The organism is Ruegeria sp. HKCCD7181 (assembly GCF_057221055.1).
In genome coordinates, this window is record NZ_JBWVBC010000004.1 from 303,229 (window position 1) to 325,991 (window position 22,763).

General features: G+C 55.0%; 20 protein-coding genes and 1 pseudogene. 16 read left to right on the forward strand and 5 right to left on the reverse strand.

All coding sequences use genetic code 11. From position 1 onward, the window contains the following. Positions 1-25: 25 nt before the first annotated feature. From AC2TCY_RS10550 to AC2TCY_RS10560, 3 genes and pseudogenes are all read left to right on the forward strand, one after another. Positions 26-352 (forward strand): annotated as a pseudogene (locus AC2TCY_RS10550) (NAD(P)-binding domain-containing protein); the annotation flags it as partial. A 3-nt stretch (positions 353-355) separates the two neighbouring features. Further along, the gene (locus AC2TCY_RS10555; RefSeq protein ID WP_480847500.1) at positions 356-874 is read left to right on the forward strand and encodes a DUF2520 domain-containing protein; all 519 of its coding nucleotides are present in this window, start codon (positions 356-358) and stop codon (positions 872-874) included. A gap of 178 nt (positions 875-1,052) precedes the next feature. Further along, positions 1,053-1,814 (forward strand): aspartate/glutamate racemase family protein, encoded by a 762-nt coding sequence (locus AC2TCY_RS10560; RefSeq protein WP_480847334.1) that lies wholly within the window; start codon positions 1,053-1,055, stop codon positions 1,812-1,814. A 39-nt stretch (positions 1,815-1,853) separates the two neighbouring features. Here the strand turns inward: AC2TCY_RS10560 and AC2TCY_RS10565 are convergent, their stop codons facing one another. Further along, positions 1,854-2,552 (reverse strand): GntR family transcriptional regulator, encoded by a 699-nt coding sequence (locus AC2TCY_RS10565; protein ID WP_480847335.1) that lies wholly within the window; start codon positions 2,550-2,552, stop codon positions 1,854-1,856. Between the two features lie 142 nt (positions 2,553-2,694). Between AC2TCY_RS10565 and AC2TCY_RS10570 the strand changes: the two genes are divergently transcribed. The 8 genes from AC2TCY_RS10570 to AC2TCY_RS10605 all read left to right on the forward strand — a co-directional run bounded on the left by AC2TCY_RS10570 (position 2,695) and on the right by AC2TCY_RS10605 (position 11,667). After that, complete coding sequence (locus AC2TCY_RS10570; protein WP_480847337.1) at positions 2,695-3,945, forward strand: NAD(P)/FAD-dependent oxidoreductase; 1,251 nt, start codon at positions 2,695-2,697, stop codon at positions 3,943-3,945. 61 nt (positions 3,946-4,006) lie between these two features. Continuing rightward, positions 4,007-4,987, forward strand: a complete 981-nt coding sequence (locus AC2TCY_RS10575) for a TRAP transporter substrate-binding protein (RefSeq protein ID WP_480847338.1) — start codon at positions 4,007-4,009, stop codon at positions 4,985-4,987. Positions 4,988-5,052: 65 nt separating this feature from the next. Further along, positions 5,053-5,580, forward strand: coding sequence for a TRAP transporter small permease (locus AC2TCY_RS10580; RefSeq protein WP_480847339.1), 528 nt, complete (start codon positions 5,053-5,055; stop codon positions 5,578-5,580). 4 nt (positions 5,581-5,584) lie between these two features. Further along, positions 5,585-6,898: a TRAP transporter large permease gene (locus tag AC2TCY_RS10585; protein WP_480847340.1), complete on the forward strand. Its 1,314-nt coding sequence runs from the start codon at positions 5,585-5,587 to the stop codon at positions 6,896-6,898. A gap of 48 nt (positions 6,899-6,946) precedes the next feature. Continuing rightward, positions 6,947-7,381, forward strand: coding sequence for a universal stress protein (locus AC2TCY_RS10590; protein ID WP_480847341.1), 435 nt, complete (start codon positions 6,947-6,949; stop codon positions 7,379-7,381). Positions 7,382-7,414: 33 nt separating this feature from the next. Continuing rightward, entirely contained in the window at positions 7,415-8,539 is a 1,125-nt protein-coding gene (locus AC2TCY_RS10595; RefSeq protein ID WP_480847342.1) for an enolase C-terminal domain-like protein, read from the forward strand. Positions 8,540-8,604: 65 nt separating this feature from the next. Continuing rightward, positions 8,605-10,338, forward strand: coding sequence for a thiamine pyrophosphate-binding protein (locus AC2TCY_RS10600; RefSeq protein ID WP_480847343.1), 1,734 nt, complete (start codon positions 8,605-8,607; stop codon positions 10,336-10,338). A gap of 273 nt (positions 10,339-10,611) precedes the next feature. Then, a complete protein-coding gene (locus tag AC2TCY_RS10605; protein ID WP_480847345.1) occupies positions 10,612-11,667 on the forward strand; it encodes a Gfo/Idh/MocA family protein in 1,056 nt (351 codons plus the stop codon). A gap of 145 nt (positions 11,668-11,812) precedes the next feature. On the opposite strand, the gene AC2TCY_RS10610 is transcribed toward AC2TCY_RS10605, so the two are convergent. After that, positions 11,813-13,021: a glycosyltransferase family 4 protein gene (locus AC2TCY_RS10610; RefSeq protein ID WP_480847347.1), complete on the reverse strand. Its 1,209-nt coding sequence runs from the start codon at positions 13,019-13,021 to the stop codon at positions 11,813-11,815. 216 nt (positions 13,022-13,237) lie between these two features. Here AC2TCY_RS10610 and AC2TCY_RS10615 point away from each other — a divergent pair, with 216 nt between their 5' ends. The 4 genes from AC2TCY_RS10615 (at position 13,238) to AC2TCY_RS10630 (ending at position 18,959) form a co-directional block, all read left to right on the forward strand. Further along, positions 13,238-14,704, forward strand: a complete 1,467-nt coding sequence (locus AC2TCY_RS10615; RefSeq protein ID WP_480847348.1) for an oligosaccharide flippase family protein — start codon at positions 13,238-13,240, stop codon at positions 14,702-14,704. 373 nt (positions 14,705-15,077) lie between these two features. Further along, positions 15,078-15,971, forward strand: coding sequence for a glycosyltransferase family 2 protein (locus tag AC2TCY_RS10620; protein WP_480847349.1), 894 nt, complete (start codon positions 15,078-15,080; stop codon positions 15,969-15,971). Between the two features lie 42 nt (positions 15,972-16,013). Then, entirely contained in the window at positions 16,014-16,913 is a 900-nt protein-coding gene (locus tag AC2TCY_RS10625; RefSeq protein ID WP_480847351.1) for a glycosyltransferase family 2 protein, read from the forward strand. 21 nt (positions 16,914-16,934) lie between these two features. Beyond that, positions 16,935-18,959, forward strand: a complete 2,025-nt coding sequence (locus AC2TCY_RS10630) for a polysaccharide pyruvyl transferase family protein (RefSeq protein WP_480847353.1) — start codon at positions 16,935-16,937, stop codon at positions 18,957-18,959. A gap of 235 nt (positions 18,960-19,194) precedes the next feature. On the opposite strand, the gene AC2TCY_RS10635 is transcribed toward AC2TCY_RS10630, so the two are convergent. Genes AC2TCY_RS10635 through AC2TCY_RS10645 form a run of 3 tightly spaced genes read right to left on the reverse strand, consistent with a single transcriptional unit; the run spans position 19,195 to position 22,213 of the window. After that, positions 19,195-20,340: an ABC transporter permease gene (locus AC2TCY_RS10635; RefSeq protein WP_480847355.1), complete on the reverse strand. Its 1,146-nt coding sequence runs from the start codon at positions 20,338-20,340 to the stop codon at positions 19,195-19,197. Then, positions 20,337-21,263: an ABC transporter ATP-binding protein gene (locus AC2TCY_RS10640; protein WP_480847356.1), complete on the reverse strand. Its 927-nt coding sequence runs from the start codon at positions 21,261-21,263 to the stop codon at positions 20,337-20,339. The genes AC2TCY_RS10635 and AC2TCY_RS10640 overlap by 4 nt, the downstream gene beginning before the upstream one ends. Further along, positions 21,260-22,213, reverse strand: coding sequence for an HlyD family secretion protein (locus AC2TCY_RS10645; RefSeq protein ID WP_480847502.1), 954 nt, complete (start codon positions 22,211-22,213; stop codon positions 21,260-21,262). Before AC2TCY_RS10645 ends, AC2TCY_RS10640 begins: the two co-directional genes overlap by 4 nt. 282 nt (positions 22,214-22,495) lie before the next feature. On the opposite strand from AC2TCY_RS10645, the gene nrtS reads away from it, so the two are divergent. Beyond that, on the forward strand, positions 22,496-22,759 hold the full coding sequence (nrtS, locus tag AC2TCY_RS10650; protein WP_480847357.1) for a nitrate/nitrite transporter NrtS: 264 nt from the start codon (positions 22,496-22,498) through the stop codon (positions 22,757-22,759). Positions 22,760-22,763 lie beyond the last annotated feature (4 nt).

The following is a 22,763-nucleotide window of genomic DNA, read 5'->3' on the forward strand; positions in this document are numbered from 1 at the left end:
GCCATCTGAGTGGGAGCACCGTCCAATGTCCCGGATCAAAGTGAACCTCATTGGCGCCGGGCGTGTTGGAAAGACGCTGATCAGTCTTATCGGCGAGGATCCGAACTGTGAAATTCAATCTGTCCTGAGCGCAAGTCACCGATCCGCAATTGAAGCAGTACAATTGGCTGGGGCAGGACAGGCGATTGGGGGATTTAACGAGCTGAAGGCAGCCGACCTTTGGGTCCTGGCCGTCCCCGATGGTCAAATTGCGTCTGTGGCCACTGAACTCACCAAAGCGCGACACGGCAAGGAAGACGATACTTCGATTGCCATCCATTGCAGCGGCTTTTTCCCCGCATCGGAAATGGCCCCCTTGCGCGACTTGCAATGGCGTCTGGCCAGTGTTCATCCGGCAATGTCCTTCGCCAATCCAGCGATAGCCAGGAAACAGTTCAGGGGTGCTCTTTGTGGGCTGGAAGGCGATAAGGACGCTAAAACCTTTGTTCGACTTGTTTTCGAAAAGTTGGGTGCTCAGTGCTTTGACATTCAGTCGGAAACGAAAAGTCTTTACCATGCAGCTGCCGTTTTTTCGAACAATTTCACTGTTGTCTTGCAGGCTATTGCTCGCGAGGCCTGGACTGAAGCCGGCGTGCCCGGTGAAATCGCAAAACAACTAAACGAGACTTTATTGCAAGGTGCCGCCGAAAATGTGTCGGCGTTTGGTCCACAACAAGCACTGACCGGACCGGCCTCCAGAGGCGATGAGATTGTCATGGCGCAACAAGGCTACGACGTCTGTGCCTGGCACCCGGCTGCGGGATCAATCTACAAGGAAATGAGCGCATTGGCGCGCATCCTCAAGCAAACCGGCAATACGCTAAAAGAAACGTGACTTGGTGTGAGCCTTTGCGGCGGCTATCTGATTGCGGGAGTTAGCAGCGTTCAACGAGAAAGTTGAATGTGCAGCAGAAGTTTTGACCGAGATTCCGGGTTCTAAGGATTCCAGATTGACTCTGTTTCGAACTGTATACAGTAATGTCTACAAGTTTCCGATTGTAAGGCAGAACCCAATGCACTCCTGTCACGGCGGTAAAACCGTATACGGCGCCAATCTTGGCATTCTTATGCTTGAAACTCAGTTCCCTAGGATTCCTGGTGACATCGGCAATGCCACAACCTGGCCCTTTCCGGTGCAATACCGGGTTGTTCGCAGCGCTACGCCGGACCGGGTGGTGCGCAACGATGCCCGTGAACTGGTTGGTAATTTCATCGAAGCAGCAAAGGATCTTGTCGCGAGTGGTTGTGATGGTATCACCACCAATTGTGGCTTTCTGTCGATCGTGCAGGATCAACTGGCGCAGGCAGTTCCCGTCCCCGTCGCAACTTCGTCTTTGATGCAGACGCAAATGGTGCAGGCGATGCTTCCTCCGGGCAAGCGCCCCGGTATTCTGACAATCTCAAAGGAGACACTAACCCCCGCGCATCTGGAAGCGGCAAATGTTCCACTTGATACACCGGTTGTTGGTACCGAGGGTGGCAGCGTGTTCACACGCGATATTCTGGGCGATGCTCCCGAAATCGACTTTGCGGCTTGCCGAGAAGACATGCTGGCGGCAGCACGGCAACTGGTTACAGAGCATGAAGATGTCGGAGCCATCATTCTGGAATGCACCAATATGACGCCCTACGCTGCCGATGTGCGCAAACTGACGGGCCTGCCGGTGTTCTCGATCTACAGCTTCGTTCGCTGGTTCCATCAGGCGTTGGTTCCGGACCGCTTTCCAGCAGAGCTTGATGATCCATTGCTTGATCTGGCCGGAAGAAAACCCTGACGGTGCATTCTCCGCACCACTAGACGAGCGGCCTCAAAGCTAGCCACCGGGGACATATAGTTGTGAATAGGCAACGCGGACCAATTCAACGGTTTGCTCGCTGCGCCGTTCGATATGGCCTCGTAACGCCGCCACTGCGCGATCTAGGGTGCGTTCCTTGACGGCGTCCAGAATGGATCGATGGGCGGACATTGATGCCTGATCGGTATCTGTATCATCGCGCCGGTCCCGTAGCAGGCGCAAGTTGATGATCCTTACATACCGGATGCGTTCGTTGACGTTACACAGCAGTTTGATCAGTTCCTGATTGCCGGAAAGCGATGCCATTTTGATGTGGAACTCTTCATCCATTCGCAGCAATTCGTCCAGGTCAGTGCAAGCTGAGTAGGATTTTTCTATCTCGTCCAGATAGGCCACTACCGAGTCGATATCCTCATCTGCAGCGGATTCGATTGCGCGTATCAGCGCCTCGGTCTCAAGCGCACACCTTAGTTGATAAAGCTCAAAGACCTTTTCTGGGCTCAGTGGTCGGCAGAAGAACCCCTTGCCTAGCTCAAAGGTTAAAAAACCTTCTGATACCAACCGATTAAGCGCTTCGCGCAATGGTGTTCGACTGACGCTCAAACGTTTCGTCAACGCTGTTTCGTTCAACCGCTCGCCCGGCTTGAACTCGAAATTTATCGCCATTTTGCGCAGCGCCTCATAGGCTCTTTCCACGCTGCCTTCCGATTTGGACATTGTACTCTCTGGTAAGTCTCGGTTGCCCTGTTTTAGCAGAGACAGCCGCAAAATAAACAATTGTCTTCACAGAAATCTACAAGACTGTATACAGTTCAGAATATAGTACAAACCCAAATGATTCTGGGTACGGTGAGGGATGATGAACTCCAAGGGCGAACAAGTAGTCGTTATCGGTGCCGGGATCGTGGGCGTGTCGACTGCCATCTGGTTGCGGCGAAAGGGTGTTGATGTCACCATCATAGATCGCAACCCGCCCGGGGACGAAAAGGCTGCATCCTATGGCAACGCCGGAGTTTTAGCGGCCTGTTCGGTGGCGCCTGTAACAGCGCCTGGCCTGATGTTCAAAGGTCCGCGCATGGCGATGGACCCGAATTTTCCGCTGTTTCTGCGCTGGTCTTATGTGCCGCGTCTAATACCATGGTTGCTGCGGTATATGTCGAACGCCAATGACAAGGATACACAGCGCATTGCAAAGGGGCTTACCCCGCTGACAAGCGACACGGTCGAACAGCATCTGTCATTGACCAAGGACACTGATGCGGCGGAATGGATACAGACCAGCGATTATAGCTTTGTCTACCCCTCACGGGCGGCGTTCGAGGCCGACGACTACACCTGGATGTTGCGCAAAGTAGCGGGGTTTGAGCCCGAGATTCTGGAGGGCAGCGCAGTTCGGGAATTTGAACCCAATCTATCCCCGGAATTGAACTTGCTTGCAGTTATGCATGACCACGGGTTCAGCCGTAATCCGGGTGCCTATATTGCCGCTCTGGCTACCGAAGCCGAAAAGCTGGGTGCTGTTTTTCGCCAAACAGAGGTTGTCGACTTCGAGCTGACTGATGGCCAGGTTACGTCTGTTGTGACCAGCGATGGGAAGTTGAGCTGCACCAAAGTGGTTCTGGCAACCGGTGTTTGGTCTAAGAAGTTGGCCAGAAAGCTTGGGATTTCAGTACCGATTGAAAGTGAGCGCGGCTACCATATGGAATTTACCGCGCCTGAAAATGGGCCGGCGACGCCGATGATGGTGGCAACAGGAAAATTTGTGGCCACGCCGATGGAGGGCAGGCTGCGCTGTGCTGGGGTGGTGGAGTTCGGAGGTCTGGAGGCGGGCCCATCGAAAGCACCGCTCAATCTGCTCAGGCGCAAAGTATTGGAGAGTTTTCCTGACCTGAAATTTGAAAGCGAAAGTAGCTGGTTGGGTCATCGTCCAGCACCGTCAGACAGTCTTCCTCTGATCGGTGAAATCGGAAACACCGGCGTTCTGGCTGGATTTGGCCATCATCATATTGGCCTTACGGCCGGGCCCAAAACTGGTCGGATTCTGGCAGGGCTGATCACCAATGATCGCACCAATATTGATCTGAGCACATATGACCCGATGCGGTTTTAACTGAATAATCAAGAACGCTCTGCCATCAGAGCGCAAAATCAAGGCAACAAGGGAGCCAAACATGTCAACCACACTTACCAAGTTCGCCGCCAGCGTCGCTGTCGTAACCGCATCAAGCGTTGCTGTATCGGCGGAAACCTGGGATATGCCGATGGCGTATTCGGCCACCAATTTCCACTCGGCAACCGGTGCGGAATTCGCAGAATGCGTGACCATCGGAACGGGTGGTGCACTCACCATTCAGACCCACCCCGGGGGTTCGCTTTATGCGGGCGCTGAAATCAAACGTGCCATTCAAACCGGTCAGGTGAATATCGGCGAACGCTTGCTGTCCGGTCACCAGAATGAAAACCCGCTGTTTGGCTTTGACTCCGTACCGTTCCTGGCAACCTCATTCGAAGCCTCCGAGAAGCTTTGGGAAGCCGCCAAAGGACCCCTGACGGAATTGCTGGCCGAGCAAAACCTGCACCTTCTATATTCCGTTCCGTGGCCTGGGCAGGGGCTTTATTTTGACCGTGAAGTGAATTCTCTGGCCGATGCCGAGGGTCTAAAGTTCCGCGCTTACAACTCCGCTTCTGCCCGGCTGGCTGAACTGGCCGGTATGTTGCCGGTACAGATCGAAGCAGCCGAAATCAGCCAGGCCTTCGCCACCGGCGTTGCACAAGGCATGGTTTCGTCGGGGTCCACCGGATACGACCGTAAGGTCTGGGAGAGCCTCTCGCACTATTATGGTGTGGATGCATGGATGCCCCGCAACTATGTGATGGTGAACACGGATGCCTGGAATGGTCTGGATGAGGCCACCAAGAATGTGGTGAACGGATGTGCGGTTTTAGCTGAATATGCCGGAGACTGGCGCTCGATCCAGTACACTGAATTCACAGTCAACGAACTGGCTAAAAACGGGATGACCACTGGTCCGGCCGGTGATGCGCTTTCAGCCGAGCTGCGTGCAATTGGTGAAACCATGACTGCCGAGTGGCTGGAATCCGCAGGGGACCAGGGCAAGCAAATCGTCGATGCCTTCAAGGCGGCTCAATAATCCAACCGCAATGAAATTGTCCCGGCGTCGGATCGGCGCTGGGGCTCATGAAAAGGAGGATAGCCGTGGCGTTTTTCAGTCTTTTGCGTACCGTTTTGGACGCCATCTATCGCTGGGCCGGATACGTTGCCGCTGTCTTTTTGATCCTGATCCTGTGTTTCGTTTCCATGCAGATGGTGTCTCGCTGGGTCGGTGAGATTGTTGTCGGCGGACCCGATTTTACCGGGTATTGCATGGCTGCGGCGTCGTTCCTGGCTTTGCCTTATGCACTGAACAGCGGCAGTCACATCAGGGTCAACTTGCTGCTCAACGTAATGGGGCGATACCGCAGATATGGCGAGATCTGGTGCTGGGCGATTGCCAGCTATCTGACTTTCCTGTTCGCCCGGTACGCAATCAAGCTGACCTACGAAAGCTATCGCTTTAACGACATCAGTCAGGGACAGGATGCCTGGCCGATCTGGATTCCACAGATGTCGATGGTAATCGGCACCGTGCTGTTGGCGATCTGCGCTTTGGATAACCTGATCTGCACCCTCTTCGCGGGTAAAGACAACATTCGATCCGTTGGGGTCGATGCACACGCGGAGTGACACAATGGATCAAGTCTACCTCGTACTCATTTTCCTGTTTGCCTTGTTTTTGTTGCTTGGAACAGGTGTTTGGGTCGCTCTTGCGCTTTTCGGTGTGGCCTATCTTGGGCTTGAAATGTTCACCACGCGGCCAGCGGGCGACGCGATGCTGACCCGAATCTGGACTGGTTCGTCCAGCTGGACTCTGACGGCGCTGCCGCTGTTTATCTGGATGGGAGAAATCCTGTTCCGAAGTCGATTATCACAGGATATGTTCCGCGGTCTCAGCCCCTGGATGCAGCGGATGCCTGGCGGGCTGGTGCACGTGAATATTGTCGGGTGTACGATATTCGCCGCTGTCTCGGGCTCCTCTGCCGCCACGCTCACCACAGTCGGTAAGATGTCGATTCCGGAACTTCGGGCGCGTAAGTATCCTGAATATATGATTATCGGCACGCTAACCGGTGCGGCAACGCTAGGCCTGATGATCCCGCCGTCGCTGACTTTGATTGTCTACGGAGTTGCGGTTGAACAGTCGATCTCGAAGCTGTTCATGGCAGGCATTTTGCCCGGTATCGTTCTGGCCGGAATGTTCATGGCCTATGTTGCCGGCTGGTCGTTCATCCGGCCCAAGGAAGTGCCCGAGATTGCTGACAAGATGACCTTTGGGCAAAAGCTGAATGAAAGCCGGTTCCTGATCCCGATCATCCTGCTGATTTTTGTCGTCATCGGTTCGATGTATGGCGGTTTTGCCACGGCGACCGAAGCAGCAGCAATCGGAGTCATTGGCGCTTTCATTCTGGCCGCCTTGCAGGGATCGCTGACCAAACAGGCGTTTATCGAAAGCCTGCTGGGTGCGACCCGAACATCGGCGATGATCGCCTTCATCCTGATGGGTGCGATTGCGCTGACCCTGGCCATGGGCTTTACTGGCCTGCCGCGCGCGTTGGCGGAATTCATCGAAGGTCTGAACCTATCGCGCTTTTCGTTGCTGCTTGCCTTGATGCTGTTTTACATCGTGTTGGGCATGTTCCTCGACGGTATCTCATCGGTGGTTCTGACCATGGCAATTGTTCAGCCAATGGTCGAAGGAGCCGGCATCGATCTGATCTGGTTCGGTATCTTCATAGTGGTGGTTGTGGAAATGGCGCAGATCACCCCGCCCATCGGCTTCAATCTGTTCGTCATGCAGGGGATTACCCGACATGAAATGGGGTACATCGCCAAAACAGCGCTGCCGCTGTTTCTGATCATGGTGGTAATGGTGTTCGTCCTGATCGGCTTCCCCGAACTGGCGACTTACTTGCCTGACAACATGGTAAACTCGGTTGGCCGTTAACGGGCCAACCCCCTTTTCCCGGTGTACGGGTATCAAGAGGGTGGTAAAATGACCAAAGGCATTATTCTTGCCGCCGTGGACCTGGTCCACAAGGATGCTGACAGCCTCGTTGTGAAAGAGGCGATCTCGCTGGCGCGAACCCATGACAGCAAGGTTGAATTGGTGTTCGTTATTCCTGACCAGCAGAACAGCTATGTTCAGGAGTACATTCCCGTCGATATGCGGGAAAAAGTGCTCGTAGAAGCGCTGAACGACCTTCAGAGCTATGGCCTGACCTTTGACTGGCAAGGTGTAGAGCACAACACGCAGGTTCTGCGCGGGGTGGTCTATGAGGAACTGATTGAACACGCAGACGAAGTCGGCGCCAGTTTTGTGGTTATCGGCGCCAGCCGGCCTTCCGTGACAGATCTGTTTATCGGCCCGAATGCTGCACGCGTGTCCCGTTATGCATCCTGCAGTGTTTTGGTCGTCCGGCCGCAATAGGTCGCACCCCGCCAAGTCTTGATGGAGAACAGTGTGAGCGATCACAAGATAGAAGAAATTCGCGTTCACCGAATTTCAATCCCAGCTAAGGCCGTCCATTCCCACGGTAGTGGCGACGTGGCAGGTATCAACGTTGCGATTATGGAAATCGTGACGGATACTGGTATCACCGGTTGGGGTGAAGCCTCACCCTGGCCGGTTTTTACTGGTACCGCCGAAGGCAATGCCGCAACGCTGCACGTTCATCTGCGTCCGCATTTGATCGGTCAGGACCCTGTGCAGGTCGAAAAACACATGAACATGGCCGATAAGGTTGTGGTCGGCCATCCTGAAGCCAAGGCCGCGCTTGAAATGGCGCTGCTGGACATTACCGGTCAGATCACCGGGCTTTCACTCTGTGAACTGGTTGGCGGACGAATGCGTGACAGTATGGGCATGAGCTTTTCAATCGCAAACCCGGACTTTGCCTCCGATCTCGATGACATCGCCGCGATGTGGGAAGACGGGGTTCGTATCTTCAAGTTCAAGACCGGGTTCGCAGGCCACAAGTTCGATCTGATGCGCTGTGAAAAACTGCGTGAAATCTACGGTGACGAAGCCGACATCCGCATCGACTACAATCAGGGATTGCCAGCTTATGATGCAGTGCGATGCATTCGTGATCTGGAGGCGTTCCGCCCGACTTTTGTTGAACAGCCGGTCAAGATGCACGAACGCGAGGTGCTGGCACATATCACGCACGTGATCGACACACCGATCATGGCAGATGAGAGTGTGTTCGACCCCAAGGGTGCGGTTTTCGGTGTACAGCATAAGATCGCGGACATCTTCTCGTTGAAGATCATGAAATCCGGCGGCATCCGCCGCGCGCTGGAAGTAGCAGCAATTGCACGTGCGGCTGGTGTAGAAATCTATGGCGGCTGCATGTTCGAAACCGGACTGGCTCATGCGGCAGGCGCGCATTTGATGGCTGCGGTGCCAGACCTGCTGCTGCAATGCGAATTCTACATGGCAACTTACTACGCTGCCGAAGACATCCTGACCGAACCCTTTCCCGTCAAAAATGGCAGGGTTCACGTTCCCACCGGTCCCGGTCTGGGCGTGAAGGTCGACCCCGAAATGCTTGAGAAATACGCCGTGGATACTCCACTGGTCTAAATAAAAAACTGCGAAAATTCTGCATACAGTTACGTATGCAGATCGCCACTGAAAGGTGCAAACCAATGGATTATTCAGAAGCCAAGCGCATGAATGGCGCACAGATCATTCTTAAAATGCTGGAGCTTCATGGCGTCAAACATGTGTTTGGTCTACCCGGCGAAACCACCATCGGATGGTACAAGGAATGGCGTGAACACAGCGACATCGAATTCGTGCTTACCCGTGACGAACGCACGGCCTCGTATGCCGCAGAATCTTATGCAAAAATCACCGGGCGCCCATGTGTGCTAGAGGCGCCAAGCCCTGGTGTAACTCATTGTTCCCCGGGCATAACCGAGGCCTACCTCAGCTCTGTTCCAGTTATCTTTTTCAGCTCGGACATCCCGATCAATCAGGACAAAAAACACGGGCTAACAGGTGTCGATCAAACCAAGCTGTACGATAGCATCTGTAAAGAGTCTTTTGTGCTGACCAACGCCAGAGAAATCCCATTCCTGATGCGCCGAGCGTTCCGCGTTGCAACCTCGGGTCGGCCGGCCCCTGTTCATATCCGCGTACCAATCAACATTTTTGGTGAAGAGGCGGACGTTGAGGATCTCTATGCCGAACCCGATTACAGCTTCTACCCGGCCCATCGCCCGGTGGCTGATCATGGAAAGATCCGGGCGGCCATCGACGTGCTGCTTTCATCGAAAAAGCCTGCCATTGTTTGCGGGCAGGGTGCACTGATCTCCAACGCAACCGACGCGATTCTGGAACTTGCAGAGTTACTGCAAATTCCGGTCGGGACAACAACCCCTGGCAAAGGCACCATCCCCGAAGACCATCCGCTCGCGCTGCGCGTGATCGGCGGTCGTGGCGGGATGGAGTATTCCAACAAATACGTACTCGAAGCTGACACCATTTTTTTCATCGGCTCGAACACGGATAGCGCAGCGACCGATCATTGGAAGCTCTATGGTGACCCAAAGACGAAGGCTTTCCTGCATCTGGATATTGCCGAAGCCCACGTAGGTAACAACTTTCCGGTTAAGGTTGGCATGGTTGGCGATGCCCGCGCCAGCGTGGAATACATGGTCGAGATTATTAAGTCGGATTACCCCGATACACTGCGTGAAAAGGTTGATTTGAACCCGATCAAGCAGACCGCTTTGGACAAGGTGTTCAACTCGAATATACCGATGCCGGAAGGGACGATCTCGCCGGTTAAACTGTCTCAGGTTCTGGACAAGATCATGCCTGACGATGCCGTCGTGACCTCAGAGCCGGGCGTCAGTGCAATCTACCCTTCTGCCTTGCTGACCTTCCGAAGGCCCGGGCGCCGTTACATCACAAACTATTCGATGGGTGCCCTGGGGTATTCGGTCCCTGCCGCTTTGGGCGCGGCTTATGCCAATGACGGTCCGGTTATTTCTTTCACTGGCGACGGTTCGTTTGGTTTTGTGATAGGCGACATGGAAACCCTGAAACGCAGCGGCAAGAACGTCACTGTGATCCTGACTCGAAATGACACATTTGGCTGGATCCGGGGTGAGGCCATCTTGTTGGATGACATTGATGAGCCCTGGTCGACCGACTTTGGGCGCGTTGACTATGTCAAAGTGGCGGAAGGTTTTGGTTTCAAGACTGCGCGCATTACGTGTGAGGCAGATATCGAGCCGATCCTATCGGAAGCAATCGCAAATCCCGGTGCAAATTTCATCGAGATGATGGTGCCCTCGCAGGACAAGATCGTTCCCTTTGTGCCCAATTGGGTTCGAGCCGCGCGGGCTAAGAACCTGCCGTATTTCTACTGATAAATTTGGCTGCGGGGCGCGAATTGTATTTCGGCCCCGCACCGATCATTTCTTCCTTATTTCAGGGCATTGTCCGAAAGTGGTCGTTCAGTAAGCGTATTTCACAAAAACTGGCTACCGGACGTTCTTTGGATGCCTTTTGATGTGTAGAGCCTGGCGTTGAGCCTTGATTAGTTCATTTTGGGAATGACAACCTACAGCCTGTATGAATAGTTGTAGCGAATGAATTGCGTTACCGATTGAATTTTTTACCAGAAGTTGAGGAGAGACATTATGCGTATTGGTGTTGTTGGTGCAGGCAAGATCGGCAAGTTGCGAGTGCAGTCGATCATTGCGGACCCCACCGCCGAACTTGTTGCAGTTGTCGATGTAAACCAGCAAGCCGCAGAAGCAGCAGTCGCAGGCACCAACGCAACAGCGCATTCGGATCTCGATCCATTCCTCGAAACAGAAATGGATGCAGTGATCGTGTCCATCCCACCACATCTGCATGAAGCGGCTTGTGTGGCCGCCTTTGCTCGGGGTTTGCATGTGTTGTGCGAAAAGCCGCTTTCGAACACGGTCGAAGGCGGCCAGCGCATTGTAGACGCCGCCAAGGCCGCGGACCGGGTCCTCGCTGTCGGATTCAACCTACGCTATTACCCGTTCGTCAGTTTTGCGCGTGAAGCAGTTGACGCGGGAAAGATCGGAAAGATCGACCATGTGCGCATTTATGGAGGTCATAATGGTCTCCACAATTTTGGGCACGAGTGGGAATACAAAATGCCGGAGTCAGGCGGTGGCGCCATGATGGATATCGGCATACACATGACTGATCTTGCACGTTATTTCCTGGGTGAGATCACATCTGTTTATGGGGTGATGACCGAGAATATCTGGCATGTGAACGGCTCCGAAGACAACGCGATGGCGGTTTTCAGAAACCCAGATGGCATCACCGCCACCTATCACGCGACTTGGGCTGAATGGAAAGGCTACAAATCCTTTGTCGAAATTTACGGGGACAAGGGCATGGTACGGGGGGCGTATGCGCCGATGCAGAGCCTTCTGATCTCAAAGCCCACGACAGATGGGCCGGAAACACGACAGCGTAAATTCTATCCCGAAATCATGATCCGAGAGAAGTTGAAGACCTGGCAATCCACCTGCCTGTTGTCCTTCCAGGAGGAATTGCGGGATTTTCAGCACATGATTGAGGGTCAACTTGACGTGCCGCTGGCAGATGGCCATGCCGGATTAAGAGCGTTACAGGTTGCGGCAGCGGTCCGCGAAAGCACAGGTAGTGGACAGGTCGTGGCCTTGGAGAACATCGGGAACATGCGAAATTGAGGCGGTCATAAGAATGGTCCAAAAACGCCAACAAAGAGTAACTGGCACTTTGTCGTTTTGACTTCCTGAGGCTTTGTCAGCCCACTTTCTGTGATTGGCCCGCTGCGCGGCGGAAAAGGGTGGAACTAACCTGGGCTAACGAGAATTATGCCGTGTTGCCTGATGCATCGTCATGGCAGCGGCGGAAACTATCTTCACCCAGCTTGGCCGCGTGATCCCAGCTGAACCCGGCGGCGCGAGGTAATGCAGCGGCAGTCAATGTCCGGCGCAGATCTGCGTCACCAAAGAACTTAAGTATCGTGTCGCGGATCGCTCCAAGATCCTCGGGGTCATAGTAAATCCCCGCATCACCCACCACTTCGGGCAGGCTACCTCGATCAGAGGACAACACAGGAACACCGCAGGACATCGCTTCGACCGCTGGCAGTCCAAACCCTTCCCACAGCGATGGGAAAACCAGAGCCGTAGTAGACGCGAAAAGCTCGACCAATTCTGCGTCTGGTACATAACCGGTAAAGGTCACATGTTGTTCGAGTGGCGGGTTATCCCGGACAAATGCCATCAATTCGGGCACATTGTCCCAAAAACCCTTGCCGGATGTCGATCCGACAATGGCTAGATGCACCTCCGGGCGCTCCTGCACGATTTGCGGCATCGCCTTGAGCAGGCCCAGGATGTTTTTGTGCGCATTCATGCCGCCTACATAGACTAGCAATTCCGCATTCTCTGGAATCCGATGTTTTTCACGCGCGGCCATGGCAACGCCTTTGTCCTTGATCGGGCGAAACACCGGATCAGCGGCTTCGGTGACAACGTCAATCTTGCTACGCGGGATGTTCAAGTACGACTCCATATCGGCAGCAGATGTTTCAGAAACCGTCATAGCCCGCGTCATTTGCTGCTTGGCCAGCCAGGTCTTAAGTTGCCACAACCGATGGTTGGTTTTGGTTGGAAACAACAGATGCGGAATCCGTTCGGCTGTCGTGTCGTGAAAACAAGTCACGCAGGGAACCCGCGACAACAGCGGGAAATAGGAATAGACGGCCGGGAAATAGAAAATATCAAACTGCATGCGCCGCACCAGCTTGCCCATGGTCCAAAGATACCCAGCCGAGCGTGACGTGTCGCCCACCGCTGTTTCGTTCAACCCTTTGCCGGTGGCGGCTGTTGCCACTTCCACCCCGTCCGGCACGGGCCAGTCAGAAGCCGGTGGCTGATCGAACACCAGCGTGTAGCGAAATCCGTTATCCCGAGCTGCCAATGCCGTGATGAATTCCCGAGTAAAGCGGCCAAATCCTCGATCATTAGACCAGGTTGTGGCGTCGATACCGATGTGGAGGGTTGAATTTGACATATGAAATCCTGTTGAAAAAACGAGAACTGGTAACAGCACTTGGCCGGACTTTATCGAATTGACCGTACTTGTATAGCCACTTGGCCGTCCAACGACCGATCATCGGGCCTTTCTACATGACCAAAACTCATCCCGGCCTTGCCATGAGCTTGGGCGATGCGAATGATGGACTTAAGCGGCGGACATCGCCCAGCAGTCAAATAGAAAGACCACACCATGTCGATCATCGACACCGCACGCGAGCGGCTGGCTCATATCATGTCCGACCGGGGCCCCAAGCTGTTTCGGGACTTTGTGTCACTGGTCAGCGGACAGTCAGTCAGCATGGTGATCGGATTTGTCGCTTTTGCGTATTTGGCGCGCGTGCTGGACGCCACCGAGTATGGTGCGATCGAACTGGCAATTTCGATCGCCGCATTCTCAGCTATCGTCATTGAATGTGGTGCCGGAACCATCGGTGTGCGCGAACTCACGCGAACACCCGAGCTTGCAGAGGAACTGGCGACGCAGGTGCCGGTGGCAAGGTTGGCGCTGGCGTCGATTGTGATCCCGGTCGTGGGAATTGCCGGGTACTACACCAGCCAGGACCCTGAAATCACACTGCTCATCTGGATTTACGCGCTGTCCCTTCTGGCAGTGCCATTCAAGCAGGAATGGCTATTGCAGGGGTATGAGAAAATGAGCATCGCCGCATTGGCACAACCGATCCGGACCGCGATTTTTGCCGGTGGAGTGTTTGTGTTCGTGGCTCCGGGAAGCAGCATGTTGACCGTGGGGTGGATCGAATTGGTCGCAGTTATAGCAGTATCTGCGTTCTATCTGATTGCTCAATACACATGGACTGTGCCTTTCCGGTTTGGCTGGCCTCCACGCGCCGCCCTGTTTTTCTTGAAAGAAGGCTTTTCAGTTGGTTTGGCCAACATGTTGTGGGCATTCATGCTTTACGTGCCGATGTTCCTGTTGGTCAGCCTGACGGATAACACCGGTCCGGCCTGGCTGGGTGCCGCGCAGCGGATCGTGATTTCGCTCATGACGCTGAGCTTTGTATATCACTTCAATCTTTATCCGGTGATCACCCGGACGGTACTGAATGATCGCAAGGTATGGGGCCAGGTTATGCAATCCTCAGTGCATCTGGTTGCCTGGGCGGGGATTGCGCTGGCGCTGCTTCTGACCATTCTGAGTACACAGATCATGGGGTTGGTTTTCGGCGCAACATACCGTACCGCCGGCCCGGTATTGGCGGTGCTTGCCTGGGCCGTACCGATCCGGATGTTGTCGGGCCATGCACGATGGTCGCTGATTGGCTGCGCGCAGCAGAAGTACCTTCTATGGGCCGAGATTGCCGGGTCGATTGTATTGGTTGGCACAGGTGTCGCCTGCATCCCGTTTCTTGGGGCGCCCGGTGCGGCGCTGGCGCTTTGCGCGGGCCTTCTGGCCAGCGGAATTGTCACTCAGGTCGCGGCCCGCCGTCTGATCGGTTCCATGATGCTGCTCAAGTCTGTCGTACTGCCGCTGGTAGCCGCCTGCGTGGGCTTGGGGCTGTCCCAATTGCTTTCGGATGACCCAAAGCTGCAATTTTTGATTTGCGCCGGAGTCTATTGCGCCGCAGGTCTGACCCAGATCACACCTCTTTACCAGGATTTGCAGCGGATAGCTTACGCCAAAGAGACCCCCGCCTGATTCGTGTTCTCACGCCAAACATCAGCATCTTCGGAAACAATGACCTAATATGAGTGGCATTAAGCCGAAAGTCGGGCCAAAAGGAAAATGCAGTACAGCAGCTGCCCAATTGCTGAGGAAGTCAATAGTCTCCCCGGTTTTGGCTTACGCTTGCGTTGAGGAAATGAAATCTGCAGTCCACAGGTTGATCGACATGCTCAAGCCCTTTCAGGCCAGGCCAAACTTGCGGCGCTCCAAGTAGATTGACGGTACCTGCAAGAGCTTTGAACCGCAGGTACCGGGTGCTTGACAACTCATAGCCGGGCTTGCACACAGATATCAGTGCGCAGCTCAGTTTGTTTTTAGTGTTTTTTTACCAGTGCAGGAGTACGGCATGCCAGCACCTGACCTCTCAATCATCATTCCATCGGTGAACAGTTATGATGATCTGAGAAGCTGTTTAGACGCACTCGCTGCGCAACGTTCGGCCCAACTGGAAGTGATCGTCGTCGACCGGCTGGGCGAAGCTGTGCGGCAAGCCGCTCAGCACGATTTTCCAAGCACTGTAATTCTACCGGTGGCTGAAGGAACAACGATCCCGGAAATGCGGGCGGTCGGTATTGCTGCTGCGACGGCGCCGGCTGTCGCAGTGATCGAGGATCACGTGATCGTTCCACCTGATTGGGCTCGCCGAATGTTGGAAGCACTGAACGAAGGGCATGACGTTGTCGGCGGCGCAATCGAAAACGCCGCCACAGAGACATTGATGGACTGGGCCGCATTTCTCTGCGAATACAGCGCCTCACTGCCGCCTTTGCCATCGGGTCCGTCGGGTGGGGTGCCTGGAAACAACGTGATCTATCGCAAATCCGTTCTGGATCGCTATGGCGATATTCTGGCGCAGCACAGATGGGAAAACCACCTGCATGACGCGATGAAAGCCGACGGCATCGAACTGATCATGCGACCTGACATCGTTGTCGGGCACAAGATGCACTACACGTTCTGGCTCTATTTCTCGCAGCGCTTTCTTTATTCGCGGTCCTACGCTGGCGCCCGGGTGGATGGTGCTCCGTTATCGCGTCGTCTGGCCATGGGGGCGGCTGCCTTTGCTCTGCCCCCTTTGATGTTTTACCGGACTGTCCAGCGTATAGTATCCAAGGGCACACATATCGGACATCTCGTCAAATCGCTGCCATTGCTTGTTCCGTTTTGCTTGTCCTGGGGGGCCGGAGAGGTGACCGGGTACTGGTTCGGTCCAGGCAATGCGTTGAGCAAAGTCAGGTAGGGCAGCGCAACCATGTCAAACACTTCTGACTTGAGCATTGTAATGACGATTGTCGATGGCGGGGCGGTGCTGACGCGCTGTCTGGACGGGTTGGCCGCTCAACAGGGTGACGCCAAGTTCGAAGTGCTGGTTCCCTATGACCATATGTCGGCAGAGGCAGGACAATTGGCCAACCGTTATCCCCAATTTGACTTCATCGACCTTGGGGAAATTCTGGACGGCATCATTCCAAAGAACCCGCTGGAGATGCATGCATTCTACGACACCCGCCGTTCCGAGGCGATGAAGAGGGCGCGTGGTCGACTAATTGGTATCATCGAGGATCGCGGCGTCCCTGATCCGAATTGGGCTACAACGATGATCCGCCTGCACGACGAACACCACCACGGTGTGATTGGTGGAGCTGTGACCAACGGCGTGAACCGCCTGTGGAACTGGGCCATTTTCTTTTGCGATTTTGGTCGCTACCAGCCGCCTCTGTCCGAGGAGAACCCGGAATATGTGACCGACACGAACATTGTCTACAAGAGAGACGCAATAATGTCGGTCAGGGAATTATGGGAAGTCAAATATCTGGAAGCGCAGGTGAACTGGACGTTGCGGGATGCCGGGGCAGGTTTAATGCTGACTGATGCGGCCATCACCGAACAAATGCGGCCAAAAGTCAGCGTTGGAACCCTTGCCGGTGAACGGTTTCATTGGGCACGTATGTTCGGTCAGGTGCGGGCGCGCGAAATCACCCGTGGCCAACGGTTGAAACTGTGCTTGGCCATGCCGCTGCTGCCTTTCGTGCTGTTTCTCCGACACTTCCGTCGCCAGGTGGCAAAGGGTCGTTATGTTGGCAAGTATATTGCTGCAGCACCTTTGACTTTGTTCTTGCTGGTTTGCTGGTCGGCCGGTGAATTCGTCGGCTATGTTGAAACCAAACCGAGATCTGACTGAAATCAAGAAACTAGGATCGTGATGACCCCTTTCCCCCTAGACCTCATCCTACATGACGGTTGGACGCCCGAGGAGCTGGCCGCGCAATTGCAGGCCATCCGACCGGGTGAGAAAGTGGCTCTGAACATCCTTCCGAACGCTGGTTTCGCCAGTAGCACACTGATCTCATTACTGGCAGAGCTCACCAGACTGGAAAGCATAACGCTGCGAATGGATCCAGACATGGTGGCGCCGGGCGAAATTGCCAAACTGAGCTCCTTTGCACAATCGCGCAGTATAAACTTCACGGCGGATTTTGTTTTAAAGGAGACTCATGACGTACCGGCGCATGTCCTCGGTCAAGCTGGCCCGCTGGGTCAGATCGTTTCAGCAACGTTAGCTCTGCAAGAACACCATTGCGCGGTACGTTGGCTGATCCCGTTGACGCCGCCTTTGGTTTATCGGCTGGAATTTCTAGCCTCACTGGCGAGTGCGAACAACGCCACGACAGTGCTACTGCCGCCGTCGGCGCTTGGGCAGGCCGACATTGGCTTATTGGGCGAAGACCGGTTGTTTGCTTGGGATTTTGTGGCCTACCGTCTGCTGGGCGAAGAACTTGAGCAACTTGAGCGTAGCCGCATCGCCCCAATGCAGCGGCTATGTAAGCTACTGTCGGATAATCCGAGTCCAGAGGCTGACGCTCCTTGGGGCCAATTGGACAGCGCTAAGGGATTTTCCGAAAGGCACTGCACCCTGGGTGATCTTGGCGCGGCGTTGCTAAGGCCAGGCCCCGAAGGTCCCAGCGGGCCCGCTGCAACAGAGGTGTTGAAGACAAAGATTGCCGATGTTGCCGACGTGTTGGGCTGCGGTGTACCCGCGCATTTGCGGGCAAGCAGCGTGTCTACAACCGGATCCGGCGGGGATGACCCCGAAATGCCATATGTATTGTTGATTGGCGCCTATGGGGGTGAGCATATCGGCGATGCCGCTATTTTAGGTGGTGTCCTGCACCGGATTCACAAACGACATGGCACTGTCCGCGCAATCTTGATGACGCAACGGCCATATCATACTCGCCATCTGATCCCGATGCTGGATGTGCCTGTCGAAATCGAAGTGCAGGAATACATAGGCGCGAATATCCGCGCCGCGGTGTCTTCGATCGATGGTGTTGTGTTTGCAGGAGGGCCTCTGACCGATCTGCCCAAACAGCTGGTACGCCATCTGGAAACCGTAACCCGTGCCAAACGGCGTGGTTTGCCCTTCGTCATGGAAGGCATCGGCCCCGGGACTTTTGTGCGCAAACCATCGGAAATCACCGCCCGGCGACTGGTTAAACTGGCCGACCGGATTACGATCCGGACGCGTGACGATGCCCGCCGCCAGATTATTCAGGGATGTGAAATTGAAATCGGCCGCGACCCGGCTTTCGATTATCTGGAAACTCGGGGCGAACTACTGACCCGTTTGCCCGCCCACGAGCCTGAGCAGATTGATACCTTGTTGACCGGAACAGAGGGTCGGCCAGTGGTCGGGATCAATATCCGGCCTATTGGTTCGCTGTTTACTCCTGCCGAACCGGGGCGTGACCCTGCCGCCCATACCCGCGCGGTCGAGGATCGGTGCGAACGCGAGCTGGCGCAGGGGATGATGGACTACGCCCGCAATTCCGGCGCCAATCCGTGTTTCGTGTTCTTTCCAATGAATGCGATCCAGTTCGGCATGTCGGATCTGCGCAGCGCCTGGAGGATCATTCAACATCTTGAGCCGGGAACCGATTTCCGTATTTGGCAGGCGGATGCGTCCCTTGATGGGACCGTTGCCCTTTTGCGCAAGATGGATGCCGTCATCGCAATGCGTTTTCACGCGGCTATATTCGCACTCAGTCAGGACTGTCCGGTGATCGGTATCGATTATCGCATCGGCAAGAAAGACAAGGTGGCCGCCGTGCTTGCCGATGCCGGAGTCGAGGAAAACTGCCGCCGGATCGACGAACTGCGTGCTGATTGGTTGACCGAACGGTTACAGGCCCTTTGCCCGGCAAAAGCGACTGAAAAGGCCACATGATGTTTTAGGAGTAGGCACAGCCCATTGCCAGGATCACTGGAGAGGGCGAGTGGTACCTGTTGGCCGGTGGGCCAAGGGACTGCCTGTTCCGCAAGATCGACGTCACAACCCAGCGCGGTCTCTACGATATGTCACGGGCTGCCTAATAGCTGCCCAATATCCAATTGTCCTAGTGCAATAGTGTTACGCCGCCGAACAATTCAGTTTGTAATGGAATTGAGTTCTCCCGGCAGCCTTAACCCAAGCGCTTTTTGAACCTGAGCGTCGCGGCAAGTAACCCGAGAGCCGCAAAACCGATCATCCATAGAATTTCCCAGCGGAGCGCATAAAGCGAGGCGTCGCGCAGAACGACCCCACGGATCATGTCCATGAAATGCGTGGCAGGCAGGATCTGGGCGATGATCTGCACGGGTCGCGGCATACCGTCGAAAGGGAACATGAAGCCGGACATCAAGATCGAGGGCAGCAAGACGAAAATGGTCATCTGCATCGATTGAAGCTGGTTCTGGGCGAGGGTGGAAATGACCAACCCCAATGACAGGCTGGCGATGATAAACAGCAGCGTCACCACAAGCAGCGCACCCAAGCCACCGTTCATCGGAACTGCAAACAAAACGTGTCCCAAACCAAGTATGATCGCGACCTGTAACAGGCCCAGAAAAATGTAGGGAATGATTTTTCCGATCATCAGCTCGATTGACCGGATCGGCGTGTTGATCAGCATCTCCATATTTCCGCGCTCGCGTTCCCGGACGATCGCGGCAGAAGTGAACAGGATCATTGTCATAGTCAGGATAACTCCGACGAGACCCGGCACAATATTGACAGCGGATCGTTGCTCGGGGTTGAAATAGAGCGTGACCTCGAAGGTCGGCACCTGCTGGTTCGGCGGCATTTTCAATAACTCGGTCAATGGCATCGTGCGCAGGGACTTGATCGCACTGGCCACCATCGTGTCGGAACCATCGACGATCCAGTGCGCGACCGGACGGCTGCTGGTCAGATTAGTAGTATCAGGCAAGCCTAGCCCGACAGAGGGGCTGCGCGCGATCCGATTATCTACGTCCGGCGGGATGATGAAGGCAGCCCGTACGCGGGATTCCGTGATTGCCTGTTCAGCTTCTTCCGGGTTTACCAACTGTTCGGTCACGTTCACGACCTGCGTCGCCTGAACCAATTGCGCCAAAGTCCGTGACAATTCCGTATTGGCCTGATCCACAACTGCCACTGGGACGTGCCGTAAGTTGGTGTTGATTGCATAGCCAAACAGAAGCAGCTGAATCAGCGGGATCATGATGACCATGGCGAAGGTCATCCTGTCCCGCCGCAGCTGAAGCAGCTCTTTCCTTAGGACAGCGGCGATGCGGCGTAGAGAAATCATGACCCTACCCCACGTGTTGCGCTGACAAACACATCTTCCAGATTGGGGCGCTGAGGCGTCAGAGACAGATCTGAAAAAGTAACAAGAAGCGATTGTAGCATCGCAACCGGATCGGATTCGGATTTGTCGATCAGAACCCGCAATCGCGAACCGACCTGCGCCGTCGACAGTATTTTGGCTTTGCCATCCAGTTCGTGTTTGACCTTCCGCAGGTTTGGGCCTTCGACCTCGACGACGACGGCCTGTAGGTCCTCCATCAACTGCCGTGGCGATCCATCGGCTTTTTTCACACCGTGTTCGAGGATGGCCAATCGATGGCACCGTTCCGCTTCATCCATGAAATGCGTGGACACGATCATCGTTGCGCCGTCATCGACCAGATCGAACAGCTGCTCCCAAAAAGTGCGGCGGGTTTCCGGGTCAACGGCCGAAGTTGGTTCGTCAAGAAACAGCAGCTTTGGGTGGTGCATGACTGTCGCTGCAAGGGCCAGTTTCTGCCGCTGGCCGCCGCTCATGCTACCGCTGAGCTGATTGACGTTGTCGGTCAGATCATAGGTGTGGAGCAGCTCCTCAATCCGCGGCGCGGCTTTTTTCCGGGGGATGCCATAAATCTCGGCAGCAAATCTGAGGTTTTCCAATACCGTTAGATCGCGGTAATACGAGAAGATCTGTGTCATATAACCGATTTCGCTTTTCAGCGGCTCGGCGGCTTCCGGCATCGGCCGACCCAGAACCGAGGCCGAGCCACTGCTGGGTGTCAGCAACCCGGTCAACATCCGCATGGTTGTTGTCTTCCCGCATCCGTTCGGACCCAAAAACCCATAAATCTGGCCGGTTCGGATTTCCAGATCCAGGCTGTCGACAGCTGTCTTTTCACCGAACCGCCGGGTCAGACCCTGCGTCGAGACCACCAGGTCGGTCATGGCATCCTGACCTGTACCGGGACACCAGCAGGCAAATCCGGTGATGCGCCCGGCAAGTCGATTTCCGCCAGATAAACCAAGCGGGTCCGGTCGTCCTTGTTCAACCCGTAATAGGGGGTGAACGAGGCGTCATCGCTGATCCAACGCAACACGCCCTCTAACGCGTCATCCAGTCCGTCAACGCGGACCTCAAGACTATCACCCGGTTTAATACCCACGCGATGAGGTTCCGGAATGTAAACACGGGCATAAGGCGTTTGACCGGTGACCATGACGGCAACCGGGCTTCCAGTGGTGACACGTTCACCCAGATTCCAAGGCAGGGAGTCCAGCACACCATCTCGGGTTGCGACGACGGTCAGGTCGTCCAGTACGGTTTGCTCGGCCTTGACCAACGCGTTTGCGGCACGAACGTTTGCTTCTGCAACGGCCAGATCCTCGGGTCGCGTGCCATTTTGCAATTCCTTCAGAGATTCCCGCGCACTGACCAGTTCTGCACGTGCAGAATCCCGTAAGGCCAGATCCTGTTCCAAACGTGCCTCGGTCACCACTGAATTGACCACCAACTGAGAGTTTCGGTCGTACACCGCCTCGGCGTCGGCTAGCCGTGCCGCGGCACCGGCAACTTTGGCTTCTGCAATCGCGATCTCTTCTTGCCGCGGACCGACCTGAAGCTTGAGAAGCGTTGCCTCAGCCTTTTCAAGCTCCGCCTGCGCCAGACTCAACTTTGCAGTTTGCAACGTACCGTCGAGTTGGACGAGAATATCGCCCGCTTTGACCAGCGTTCCTTCGGGAACCGGCAGGTCCACGACAATCTCGTTCGAGGTCGCAGTCAGAGCCACCCTGTCCCGTGCCAGAACACCCAGGGCCGCGCTGGTATCAGTTCCCGAGCATCGATCGAGAACCGCCGGCAACGCGGCAACGAGGATCAAAGGGATGGGTAGCGTCATGTTCAGCACAGGTCACCTCCTATAGCGGGGCTCCGACAAATGTCAGGTCGATGCCCAAACATACATTCGCGCATTCCGAGTTGTATATACTGAAGTCACTGATTTCCCCCGCTTCTGTAGTACTTAGGCGTATAGCGCTGGCTAAATGAAAACGTCGCAGCAGAGCAGACAGCCATTCCCATCACGTCAATTTTTCTGGCGAAACTTGGCTCAATTCGGTGAAGCTGCTATCGAACGACGGCATGATAGCTAAATCGAACTTCCAGATGTCAGGATCACATTATGTCCAGCGGCGGTGAAATCAACGGGTTCTGGGAAATTGCCACCGAGCGCAGCGTGGTTATCCGGTCCCTCAGAATTGCGCTCATTGTTGGAACCGTATTGGCGGTGATCAACCATGGGGACCGTTTTTTTACGGGTTCTTTCGATGTGGGGGCCATCTTCAAAATTGCTCTGACTTACCTGGTGCCCTACTGCGTCTCGACTTATTCCTCTGTTCTGGCCGTGCGCGAACGGTTGCAGAGTGTGGACCCTGCACCCGAATAGGAAC